At 64.4% G+C, this 13,113-nt stretch carries 3 protein-coding genes, 1 tRNA gene and 1 pseudogene; all 5 read right to left on the reverse strand.

The features are described from left to right. Positions 1-79 precede the first annotated feature (79 nt). Positions 80-7,873: pseudogene (locus NDK18_RS04045) on the reverse strand (autotransporter-associated beta strand repeat-containing protein); the annotation flags it as partial. 779 nt (positions 7,874-8,652) lie between these two features. Then, positions 8,653-8,728, reverse strand: a tRNA-Thr gene (locus NDK18_RS04050). 43 nt (positions 8,729-8,771) lie between these two features. Then, positions 8,772-9,716, reverse strand: coding sequence for a 4-hydroxy-3-methylbut-2-enyl diphosphate reductase (gene ispH, locus NDK18_RS04055; protein WP_250625597.1), 945 nt, complete (start codon positions 9,714-9,716; stop codon positions 8,772-8,774). Between the two features lie 8 nt (positions 9,717-9,724). Beyond that, positions 9,725-10,237 carry a signal peptidase II gene (gene lspA, locus NDK18_RS04060; RefSeq protein ID WP_250625596.1) on the reverse strand — a complete coding sequence of 171 codons (513 nt, stop codon included), beginning with the start codon at positions 10,235-10,237 and terminating at the stop codon, positions 9,725-9,727. Then, a complete protein-coding gene (gene ileS / locus NDK18_RS04065) occupies positions 10,228-13,092 on the reverse strand; it encodes an isoleucine--tRNA ligase (protein WP_250627156.1) in 2,865 nt (954 codons plus the stop codon). Before ileS ends, lspA begins: the two co-directional genes overlap by 10 nt. Positions 13,093-13,113 lie beyond the last annotated feature (21 nt).

The raw sequence follows: 13,113 nt of genomic DNA on the forward strand, positions 1-13,113 counted from the left end.
TCCACGCCGCGGAAAGCCAAGGCACGGTGCCATAGGTCATGGTGAACGGCGACCGGCGAGGCCGGTCGCCGTGTCTTCGTCAGAACATCCAGGTCAGGCTCAGGCGAGCAGCCTGATCGGTGGCGTGGCTGGCGAACTGGCCACTATAGGTGGCATCGACCGATACCTTCGGGGCCACCAGGAAGCTGACGCCACCCGTGAAGGCCGCCGCGTTTTTCGCCACCGGCACGCCAGCAATGGTGAACGATGGACCGCCCGCTACGTAACGCATGCTGTTCATCGGCGTGACATCGCCCCAGGCGTGCTGCCAACCCAGGCTCACAATCGCGCGCAGGCCGCCATCGTCGTTGAGCTGGAAGTTGCCACGTGCGCCCAGCGTACCCACGGTGATCGAGCTTCCCTCGCCATCGACATTGAAGGCGGCGACACTGCCGTGCTCGTGGATGGGATCGGTACTCAGATGGTCATAGGCGATATTGATGAATGGTGCGAGCGACGAATGGCCAATGCCGACCTCGTAGCTGCCCTCCAGGTAGCCCTGGCTGGTGTTGGCGTCGTAGCGACTGCCCGCCGAGCCACGGATATTGTCGACCGCGATGAATCGATTGGCCGTCACCTTCTGCCAGCCGTATATGGCCCCGGCCTGCAGGTGGAAGGCATCGAGGCGGAAGTCGGCGTAGAGGCCCGCGTAGCTGTCGACGTGGCGGGAGGATGTATCCGGCGTCCAGCTGCGCGCCGTGCCCTGGCCTTTTGCCACGAGCGCACCCACGCGGCCGGCGCTTCCTATGCTGGTATCGGCACCAAGCGCGATACCGCTGCCATTGGCCGAGAGCTCCGTGGCATTGCCATCGCTGTCATGGTCACCCCAGTGTCCCCACACGGATGTCCATACCGATCCGCCCTCGGCGGTGTTAGCCTCGCTTCCGCTGGCCTGGCTCGTCGTTCCAGATAGATGTGCATTGACGGCATCGCGGACGTAGCGGTCGTTGTCCAGGATGGCCGTGCGCGTGCTGGCGTGGATGTCCGCTTGCAGCTGCTGGAACGCCGCAGCCGCGGTGGGTCGGTCCAGGATCACGACGGCGTCGTAGACCGGATTGCCAGGACCCAGTTGTTCGGTCGCGGCGGCCACGGCCTGACCGTTTCGGGTGGAAGCGGTGGATGGGAAAGTCACCGCATTACGCTGTAGCGAAAGCCCCACGCTGGTGGCGTCGTACACAAGCGTGGGATTGACGAAGGCGAAGTTGGAATTGACCAGTCCGAACTGGCCACTAACGCCGCCGTTCGCGGTGAGGATGCGATAGTCCGCATTGGCCTGCCAGTTGCTCGACGGCATCACGAGCAATGCACTGCCCGCCAGCGATGCCTTGCCGCTTACCGCAAGCTGGCTGCCCGTACCGTCGGCGGCAATTTCCACGATGAATTTGCCGCTGGCGTTCTGCGTGAAGTTGCCATCGATGGTCAATGTGCCGACCGGGTTGCCAGGATGGATGACGCCGTTGTTGGTCACGTCGCCTTCAATGGTGCCACTGCCCAGCAAGGTGCCTCCTGCCTGCACCGTAACGTTACCGCCCAGCGTGGCCGAGGGCGTCGTTGCATTGCCCACTGCCAGTGAACCATCTTCGATGGAGGTGGTTCCGGCAAATGCATTCTGCCCGGTGAGGAGCAGCATGCCTTGCCCAGTCTTGGCGAAGGTGCCCGTACCGGTGATGCTGCCCTGGAACGTGCCGTCGACTGCCTGGTTGAAGACAAGTGAGCCGTTGTCGAGGATCGCACCTTGCAGGCTCGTGGCATTTCCCGCAAGCGTGCCCGCGCTGATCGTGGTGCCACCGGCATACGTGTTGGCGCCACTCAACGTAAGCATGCCGGCGCCCTGCTTGGTGACCGAACCCGTGCCGGAAACGATGCCGGAGAACGTGCCATCGCCGGCCTGATCGAATACCAGCGCTGCGTTGTCGGTGATATTGCCTTGCAGGCTTGAGCTGTCGCCCTGCAGCGTGCCCCCGCTGATGGTGGTGCCACCGCTATAGGTGTTGGCGCCGGCAAGCACCAGCGTGCCGTCACCGAGCTTGGTCACCCCGCCTGCGCCGGTAAGTGCCTGCGACACGGTGAAGGTATTGCCGGTATCGGCGATATCCAGCCCACCACCGGCCGCGCCAAGGGTGATCGCGCGTGCCGTCGTGTCGAATGCAGTGCCAGTAACGCGCAGCGTGCCGCCCTCGAAGTCGATACCCGCCGAAGGCGCACCCAGGTTCGCATCGGACGATACGGATAATGTGCCCTGGGTGAGTTGCGTTGCCTGCGTGTACGCATTGACGCCATTGAGCACGAGGGTTCCAAGCCCCGTTTTGTTGACGCCGGCGCCCACGAGCACGTTGTCGATCGTGGCCGTCCAGTTGGCGCTTCCCGCGCTGCCGTCGCCCACCCGGATTTCGCTGAGCGGTGTCTGCGTCGCGCTGTCCAGCGTCAGGGTATCGCCATTGAGGTGGTAGCCGTCGGTGGCGAACTGGATGCCCAGCGTGGGCACCGGCCGCGTGCCACCGGCGTCATCGACTGTCACCGTGCCGGCGTCGCCGCCAAAGATCACGAACGCATTGACGGGTACGCGCACGCTGGTGACAGCGCCTTGTGCGTCTGTCCAGTTCGCATTCGCCTGCGCCCAGACGCCATTACCGCCCCCCATCCGTGTGGCGCTTGCCAGGCCGTTGGCATTCCAGAAACTCAGCGCCATGCCGGCGGTGGTGATCAGGTTGACCTGCTTGCTGCCAGTGAGGTACTGGATCGTATAGCCACCGGCGGGCGGGGTTATGCCTCCGTTCGCCTGTGTCAGCGTGCCGGTGTAGTCGAAAAGATTGTACAGGCCAGGCCCAAAGCCTCCGGCGTCCCTTGGGTTCAGCGCCGCGCCTTCCAGCGTCAGGTCGCCATTGACCTGCACGTTATGGCCCTGCCCTGGCGTGTTGCTGTTTACGCCTGGCACGCCGAATGAAAAATCGAGCTGGCTGCCTTGTTCAGCCAGGAGGTTGCCGTTGACGGTGAATATGCCCACGGGATTGCCCGGTGCAAGATGTCCGCCTGATTGCACGACCACATCGCCGTTGACCTGTCCGAAACCGCCAAGCACCCCTGTATTGGCCACCGTAACATCGCTCTGGACGCTCGCCAACGCGTGTGCCGCATCACCCACCAGCAGCGTGCCTGCCGTCACCTGCGTGGGGCCGGTGTACGTATTGCTGCCATTGAGCGTCAGGGTGCCGCTGCCGGATTTCTGCAGACCGCCTGTTCCCGCAATGACGCCGTCGTACGTGCCTGCGCCAACGCCCAGCGTATTGCCGCCCAGCTGCACCTGTCCGCCGTTGCCGTTGAAATTGCCCAACGCCTGGTTACCGGCGGCGGAGACATCCAGGACACCATTGCCGTTCACGGTGACGTCGGAGTTAGCCGCGAGGCTTCCGCCAGCACCCAGGATGAGAGCGCCGTCATTGACGGTGGTGCCACCGGAGTAGAGATTGGTGCCGGACAGTGTCTGCGTGCTTGCGCCATCCTTCACCAAGGCGCCCGAGCCGATGATCGTACCGGCGTAACTTCCGTTGCCTGTTCCCGTCAATGTCAGGGTGTTGGGCCCCAGATCCACCGTGCCACCCGCGCCATTGAGCAAGCCCAGCGATTGATCGCCACTGCCGGAAAGATCAAGCGTCGTCCCTGCGGCCAGTCCCACGCCAGCGGAGCTGGCCAGGCTGCCGGCAGGCCCGATCTTGAGCGTACCGTTGTCGATCAACGTGATGCCGGTATACGTATGGGCGCCATCAAGCGTCAGCGTGCCGGCACCGTCCTTGGTGAGCGAGCCTGTGCCCGACACTACGCCTGCGAACGTACCATCCGTTCCCTGGTTGAATACCAGTGACCCGTTATCCGTGATGTTGCCCTGCAGGCTCCCCGTGTCGCCTTGCAAGGTGCCGGCGCTGATCGTGGTGCCACCGCTGTAGGCATTGGCGCCCGCAAGCACCAGTGTGCCGTCCCCGAGCTTGGTCAGGCTACCCGTGCCCGTCAGCGGCTGCGCGACGGTAAATGTGTTGGCGGCGTCCGCGATGTCGAAGCCACCGCCGGCTGCGCCGAATACAATCGCTCGCGGCGTGCTGGTGTAGGCGGTACCGGTGACCTGCAGCGTGCCGCCTTCAAAATCGACGGCATTGCCAGAGCTACCGAGGTTCGCGTCGGACGATACCGAAAGCGTGCCGGCGACCAGCTGCGTGCCTTGCGTATAGGTGTTTGCCCCGTTTAATACCAATGTGCCATCACCCGTCTTCTGCAAGCCATTGCCTGCAATGGCGTTATCGATGGTGGCGGTCCAGCCGGCGCTGGCTGCACTTCCATCGCCCACGCGGATTTCGCTGTATGCGCCCGCCGAGGGCGCTACCAGTCCCAGCGCATCGCCGTTGAGATGATAGCCGTCGCTGGCGAACTGGATGCCTTGCGTCGTCACCGGCTGTGCACCGCCCGCGCCATCGACCGTGACCGTCCCCGCGTTGCCACCGAAGATGACGAATGCATCCGCTGGCGAACGCACACCGGTGATGCTGCCCGTCGCATCGGTCCAGTTGGCATTGACTTGCGACCACACGCCACTGCCGCCACCCATCTGCGTGGGGCTGGCCAGCCCGTCCGCGTTCCAGATGTTCAGATCGATACCCAGCGCATTGATCAGGTTGATCTGCTTGCTACCCGTGAGGTTCTGGATGGCATAGCCCACTGGCGTGGAAATGCCGCCGTTGGCCTGCGTCAGCGTGCCGGTGTAGTTGAACAGGTTGTACAGGCCCGGGCCGAAGCCGCCCGCGTCGACGGGCGTGAGCGCCGCGCCACTCAAGGCGAGGTTGCCGTTGACCTGAACGCCATGGCTTGCGCCGGGTGTGTTGAAGTCGGGGCCGGGCGCCCCGAAGGACGCGTCGATCAGGCTGCCTTGCGCCAGCGTCAGGTTGCCGTTGACGGTGAACGTCCCCGACGGCGCTCCGGGCGCCAGATGTCCGCCGGCAAGCACATCGATGTTGCCATCGACGTGCCCGAAGCCGCCAATGGATCCGGTGGATGCCACGCTGACATCGCTCTGAATGCCGGCCGCGCCATGCGCTGCATCGCTGCCAATGACCAGCCCACCGGACACGACTTGCGTTCCGCCGCTGTAGCTGTTGGCGCCGTCCAGCACGAGGTTGCCCAAGCCCGCCTTGATCAGACTGCCGTTTCCGGTGATCGCTCCGGCGAAGTTGCCGCTGTCGACCGTCAGCGCGCTGCCGCCGCCCAACTGCACCTGGCCTCCCGTGCCACCCAGGTTTGCAATGGACTGGTTGCCGCTGGTGGAGAGATCCAGCACGCCACCGGTTAGGGTAACCGGTGATCCGGCAGCCAGCGACCCGCCGGCACCCAGGGCGAGCGTGCCATTCTCGATGAGCGTGCCGCCGGCATAGAGGTTTGCGCCGGTCAGCGTTTGTGTGCCCGAACCATTCATGACCAGCCCGCCGCTGCCGGCAAGCACACCGCCGAACGTAGCGTTGCCGACACCATTCAACGTCAACGTGTTCGCACCCAGGGCGACGGTGCCGCCAGCACCGTTCAACAGGCCCAGCGTCTGGTTGCCCGCCGCGGAGAGATCGAACGTACCTCCGGTGGCCAACGTCACGCCGCTGGATGAGGCGATGCTGCTTCCCGCAGCCAGCGCCAGAGTGCCCGCATCGATCCGCGTGTTGCCCGTGTAGCTGTTCACGCCGCCGAGTGTCAGCGTGCCGGCACCGGACTTGGCCAGATCGCCGGTGCCACTGATGACGCCTGCATAGAGGCCGTTGCCGGCCTGGTTGAACGCCACGGTGGCGTTGTCGAGGATGTTTCCCTGCAGGCTGGTGGTATCGCCCTGCAAGGTACCGGCGTTGATGGTGGTCCCACCGGCGTATGTGTTGGCGCCCGAAAGGGTCAACGTGCCCGCGCCCTGCTTGACCAACCCCCCGCCGCCGCTGATGACACCACTGTATAGCGTGCTGGCCGCACCACCAGCGGTGAGCGTGCGTGCGCCGAGCAGGATCTGGCTGCCACTGGCGCCCGTCAGGTCGCCGATGGCCTGGTTCGCCGTGGCACCGGAAATGTCCAACGCCGTGCCCGCGCCAAGCGTCAGCGCGCCGGTCGCCGCCAATGAACCGCCGCCGGCGATCGACAGGACGCCTGCACTGACGGTGGTGCCGCCGATATACGTATTTGCGCCGGCCAGCGTTAGCGTGCCCGTGCCTTGCTTGACCACTCCTCCCGTACCCGAGGCGCTGCCGGCAAACGTCGTGTTATTCGCATCACCCGTTGTGAGCGTGCGCGGGCCCAGCGTGACCTGGCTGCCTGCAACACCGGTTAGCGATCCGATGGTGGCACCTGACGCGGTGCCAGAGATATCGAAGATAGCGGTGGCGCCGGAGAGGTTCACCGGCCCCGTCAAGGGCAACGCGCCCGCCGAAGCCAGGGCCAACGTGCCGGCGCTGATGGTGGTGGGACCGGTGTAAGTATGGGCGCCCGTGAGGGTCGTGACGCCTGAGCTCGATTGCGTCAGTCCGCCGGAACCTGAAAACGTGCCTGACAGCGTGAAATTGTTGGTGCCCGCGATCGTGAGGCCACCGGTACCGAGCGTCATGTTGTTGGCGAGCGTGAGGCCACCGGTGCTTGCGGCGATGGCGCCGCCATTGGCGCTGACGGCATTCGTGCCGAAGACGCCGCCGTTATTGAAATTGACCAGTCCTCCATTGAGCGTGGCGTCACCGCTTACCAGCGGTCCCTGCAAATTCCACGTACCGCTGTTGACGCGAAGATGCTGGAAGTTGATGTACGTGCCGCTGGACAAGGTGCTGATCGCGCCGCCCGTTCCGCTACCGGTGCCCGAGGAGGGCAGTACGTTCTGCAGCACCAATGTGTTGTTGCCGCCGGCGCCGCCGTCGACCACGCCGGTGGGCGCGAAGCCGAGGGTCACACCCACCAGCCCGAGGACATTGAGGTCCAGGCCGATGCCGCCTGCCAGATTCACCGACGATCCGGAAACGGCGGTGAATGTATTGGTGCTGTTGATACCCATCGACACGCCGCCGTTGATCGTACCGGCATTGGCAAAGGTATTACCCGTGCCCGGCGTCTGGGACGCCTGAAAGCCGACGCGACCATTAATGGTACCCGTGTTGACGAAGTTGACCTGCGCGCCGCCGTAGGCCGCGACCACCGGAATGTCCGACGGTATGAGTGAGACGCCCAGCAGCGCGTTGCCGCCGATCGTTCCCGCATTGGTAATATTGGTGACGCCGCCCGTGCCGTTCTGCGTCGCCAACGCCATGCCGGTGAGGCCGTTGATGCTGACACCGAGAAGGCCCGAGGTGCCGTTCATCACGCCGGTGGCCTGGTTGTTCACCGTCACCGTGCTCGCCGCACTGTTACCGATGAACGTTCCCGATGACAGCAGGCTGAGCAGGCCGAGCAGGCTTGGGTCGATAGTTCCGGCGTTGTTGAGGGTGGTGTTGTTGCCAGTAAGCGTCATCGCTGTGCCGCCAATGCCCAGGAGCACCCCCGCCGACCCGCCCGCCTGCACGTTGACGGTCAGGTTGTTGGCGGTGGCCGCATAGCTGGGTGCAAGGATATTGGCCGCGCCAGTACAGGTGACGGTTGCACCCGCCGTTGGATTGGCAGGCGTGCAGGCAGCGTATGCCCTGCCGCCCAGCCAGGGCGTGGCCAACACCATGGCCATCGCCAACGGCTTCAACCACAACCGTGTCGACAGACACCTACCACCCGCAGCCTGGCTTCCATTGCGTTGCGTGGAAAGCTCCGACGCCACCTGCAGAACACGGAGAGCACGATTCCATACGAGCCGGTAGATGCGATTCAAGATGTTTCTCCTGACATGGGTGGTTAGCACGGCTTCCAGGCACGCGTTGGCCATAAAGCGCGCACGCTCATCCCCAGGCCGCATCACGCCTCACTGGAAAGCGGGTGCAGCGACCTTCGAACGAATGCAGGAACGACGTTCCGGCAACATGCGTGCTTGATGGTTCCCCTGGTTTTCCTCTACCGCGAAAGTCCGAACGTGATCCCCTTTGTTCGAATTACTTCGATGACGTGAAGTGCTTTCTGATATAGAGCGAACGCTGCTTGATCATCGCGACCGTACAATCTGCGCCTCTGCAGAATCGGTGGAAACGTGCACTGCCGGATGCACGGAATTAGCACATTTCATAGTTATTACTGCGCTTAATCGGCACTCACGTCGATGAAACGTATACGCGAGGCGGGCAGGACTCTTCACGTGAATGAGGAGCGTAATAACCGTCGTTGGCTAGGCATTTTCTGGAGTCGAATTAACAGCGCATAGTCATACAATTGGATTTCCCGACCTGCCACGAATTAAATTCGTGAAAAGCATTCGATTCGAAACAAATGTCGGCAACGCCCGGCATCTATCCAGGCGGGCCAAGGAGGTGTCGGTCAGCAAGTGCAAGCCAACCGTCAAGGGATCGATGAACCGCTGGGAGCATCACGACGACCGGCCGAAAAGCCAGAAGCGCATGGGATGGCGCCAACAAAAAAGCCCACCTTGCGGTGGGCTTTCTGGGCTTGCCGGGGGACGCCTGCGGGCAACCCTGGAGCCATCATTGGTGCCGGAAATAGGAATCGAACCTACGACCTACGCATTACGAATGCGCCGCTCTACCAACTGAGCTATTCCGGCGAAGAGGCGAAATTTTAGGGGGCCGAGCCTTAGGAAGCAAGCCTCAACCCGCGGCCATGCGCAGTTCGCGTGGCAGGGCGAAGGTGATGTTCTCCGCTTCCCCGTCCAGTTCGCTCACCGTGCCCGCGCCCCAGGACTGCAGGCGGGCGATCACTTCCCTGACCAGTTTCTCCGGGGCGGAGGCACCGGCGGTTACTCCCACGCGGCTGGCGCCTTCCAGCCATGCCTGCTCGATGTGCTCGGCGCCGTCGATCAGGTAGGCACGCACGCCCTGCTTCTGGGCAAGCTCGCGCAGGCGGTTGGAATTGGAACTGTTGACCGAACCCACCACCAGTACCAGGTCCACTGCGTCGGCGAGCCGGCGCACCGCATCCTGGCGGTTCTGCGTGGCGTAGCAGATATCGTCCTTGCGCGGCCCTTCGATGGACGGGAATTTTTCGCGCAGCGCCTTGATGATGGCGATGGTGTCATCGACGCTTAAGGTGGTCTGGGTGACGAAGGCGAGCTTTTCCGGTTGCGCCGGGGCAAAGCCTGCCACCTGCTCCACCGATTCCACCAGGTGGATGGTGCCGGTGTGGGCGCGGTTCCACTGGCCCATGGTGCCCTCGACCTCCGGATGGCCACCATGGCCGATCAGCACCACGTCGTAGCCGGCGCGTCCCAGGCGGGCGACTTCCATGTGCACCTTGGTCACCAGGGGGCACGTGGCGTCGAATACGGTGAGACCTCGGCGATCAGCTTCCTCGCGCACCGCCTTGGGCACGCCATGAGCGCTGAAGATCACCGTGGCGCCGTCAGGGACGTCGGTGAGTTCCTCGACGAAGACGGCGCCGTCTGCCCGAAGGCGCTCCACCACGTAGCGGTTATGCACCACTTCGTGCCGGACATAGATGGGGGCGCCGTAAGATTCCAGCGCACGATCGACAATGGCGATGGCGCGGTCGACGCCGGCGCAGAACCCACGGGGATTGGCGAGGAGGATATCCATGGCGGCGATTATCGCACGGTGGTGGTTTTCTTCCCCTGGAACAGGCTGCCCAGCACCAGCAGCACCGCACCCACGGAAATGGCGCAGTCGGCCACGTTAAATACCGGGTAGTAATAGGTACGCCAGTACACCTCGATGAAGTCGGTCACCTGGGCCGCATGCAGGCGGTCGATCAGGTTGCCCACCGCCCCGCCGATCACCAGCGCCAGCGGCAGGGCCGATTTCCAGTCGCCGCGGGGTGTTTTCTTAAGCCAGGTGGCCAGGGCAACGCTTATCACCACCGCCAGCAGCACGAAGAACCAGCGCTGCCAGCCCGACCCCGTGGCCAGGAAGCTGAAGGCCGCGCCCGTGTTGAAGGCCAGCGTCCAGTTCAGGAACCCCGGGATCACCGGGTGCGGGGTGCCGGCGGGGGCCAGCGCCTGGAGAGCCCAGAACTTGGTGACCTGGTCCAGCACCAACACCACCAGCGACAGCCACAGCCACGACAGGGCGCTGGCCGGCTTGCCCGTCCTCAGAACCACTGACGCACCTCGCCGGGGCCTGTGACGTTTTCAACACAGCGGCCGCATATCTCCGGATGGTCCGGATTCACGCCGACATCGAGGCGAAGGTGCCAGCAGCGGATGCACTTGGAGGCCGTGCGCACGCTTGCCGCGAGCCATGCTTCGCCCTCGGCCAGTTCCACCTTCACCGCATCGGCGGGCTTGGCGGCCAGCGGCGCGAGGGTCAGTTCGGAGGTGATGAAGACGAAGCGGAGTTCGCTGGCGGCCGGGGTGTAGCGGGCCAGCAGCGCTTCGTCCAGGAACACGTCCACCTGTGCTTCCAGCGACGCGCCGATGTCACCGGCCTTGCGCATGCCCTCGAGCACGCGCGAGGCGCTCTCGCGGATGGTGAGCAGGTCCGTCCAGTAGCGGCGCTGCGCAGGCGTTGCCTGCAGGCCTTCCAGGCCTTCATACCAGGTCTCGAACAACACCGATTCGCTGCGCTCGCCCGGCATCGACGCCCAGATTTCCTCGGCAGTGAAGCTGGTCATCGGCGCCAGCCACCGCACCAGTGATTCCAGGATGCGGTACATCGCGCTCTGTGCGCTGCGGCGGCCGGGGCTCGCCGTCGGCATGGTGTACAGGCGGTCCTTGGTGATATCCAGGTACAGCGCGCCCAACTCGTTGGTGCAGTAGTTCTGCACGCGTTGCACGACCTCCGGGAAGTCGTAGCGATCGTAGGCGGCAACCACCGCCTGCTGGGTGTCCACGCAGGCCTGGATCGCCCACTGGTCCAGCGGCAGGCAATCGGCCACGGGCAGCAGGTGCTGCTTCGGATCGAAGCCCTCGAGGTTGCCCAGGAGGAAGCGCGCGGTATTGCGGATGCGGCGATAGGTATCAGCCACGCGTTTCAGGATCTCGTCCGACAGCGACATCTCGTTGCGATAGTCGGTGCTGCAGATCCACAGGCGCAGGATGTCCGCGCCCATGGTCTTCATGATGTCCTGCGGCTCGATGCCGTTGCCGAGCGACTTGGACATCTTGCGACCCTGCGCGTCCACGGTGAAGCCGTGCGTGAGCACTTCCTCGTAGGGCGCGCGGCCGTGGATGGCGGCGGAGGTCAACAGCGAGGAATGGAACCAGCCGCGGTGCTGGTCGCTGCCTTCCAGGTACATCACCTTGTAATCGCTGGCCGCGCCCGCCTGCAGTTCCGGACGCGCACCGACCACGGCGAAATGGCTGACGCCCGAATCGAACCAGACGTCCAGGACGTCGGTGACTTTCTCGTAGCGGTCGGCCTCGTGCCCAAGGAGGTCATGCGCGTCGAGCGCGAACCAGGCATCGATACCGCCCACTTCCACCCGCTTGGCGACTTCCTCGAGCAGTTCCACGCTGCGCGGATGGGGCTCGTGCGTCGCCTTGTCCACGAACAGGGCGATCGGCACGCCCCAGGTGCGCTGGCGCGAGATGCACCAGTCCGGGCGGCCGGCGATCATGCCCGAGATGCGCTCTTCGCCCCAACCGGGGATCCAGCGCACCTGCTTGATCGAATCCAGCGCCGTGCGGCGAAGGTCGGCCTGCTCCATCGAGATGAACCACTGCGGCGTGGCGCGGAAGATCACCGGCGAGGTTTTGTGGCGCCAGCAATGCGGATAGCTATGCGTGAGCTTGGCCGAGGCCAGCAGCATGCCGGTGCCGCCCAGCGCGTCGACGATGAGGTCGTTGGCCTTCCAGATATGCAGGCCGGCAAGTTGCAGGCTGCCAAAAGGCGGTACATCAGCGCGGTACACGCCGCGGCCGTCGACATAGTTCAGCGGTCCGATGCCGTAGCCCTGGGCTACGGCGAAGTCTTCCGCGCCGTGGTCGGGCGAAGTGTGCACGGCGCCGGTACCGTCTTCGTCCGACACGTGCTCGCCCATCACCACCGGCAACTTGCGGTCGTAGAACGGGTGGTGCAGTAGTTCGTTCTCGAGCACCGCACCCTGCACGCTGCCGAGCACGCGCACCTCGCTTACGCCGTAACGCGCCAGGGCTTTCTCGGCCAGCGCCTCGGCTAGCACCAGCAGCAGGCGGCGACCATCGACTGCCGGGCCTTCCACCAGCACGTAAGGGATCTCGGGCCCAAGCGCCACGGCCTGGCTGGAGGGCAGCGTCCACGGCGTGGTGGTCCAGATGGGGATGGCGACGATGGCGTCTTCCGAGGCCACGCCGAACTTCGCTGCCAGCGACTTCGGCTCGATCGCGGCGTAGGCCACGTCGACGGCCGGGGATGTTTTATCGGCGTATTCGATCTCAGCCTCGGCCAGGGCCGAGCCGCAGTCGAAGCACCAGTACACGGGCTTGGCGCCGCGCACCACGTGCCCGTTGGAAACGATGCGTGCCAGCGCGCGCAGCATGTCGGCTTCGTACTTGGCATCGAGGGTGCGATAGGGATGTTCCCAATCGCCCAGCACGCCCAGGCGCTTGAAGTCCACGCGCTGCAGGTCGATCTGTTCCAGTGCATATTCCCGGCACTTCTGCCGGTAGGCCACGGCATCGAGCTTGTCGCCGACCTTGCCGAATTTCTTCTCGATGGCAATTTCGATCGGCAGGCCGTGGCAGTCCCAGCCGGGAACGTACGGCGAGCGATTGCCGGCCAGGAGCTTGGACTTGACCACCACATCCTTGAGCACCTTGTTCACCGCGTGGCCAAGGTGGATCACGCCGTTGGCGTAAGGCGGGCCATCGTGCAGCACGAACACGCGGTCGCGATGGGCGGTCTTGGCCTGGATCTGCTGGTAGCGACCAACCTTCTCCCAATGCGCCAGCCAGCCCGGCTCGCGCTTGGGCAGGTCGCCGCGCATCGGGAAATCCGTCTGCGGCAGGTTGATCGTGTTCTTGTAGTCCTGGCTCATGTCGGCAACCGGTAATGCGAA

Origin of the sequence: Pinirhizobacter soli, from assembly GCF_015905305.1 — a bacterium.
Taxonomy (GTDB): Bacteria; Pseudomonadota; Gammaproteobacteria; order Xanthomonadales; family Rhodanobacteraceae; genus Pinirhizobacter; species Pinirhizobacter soli.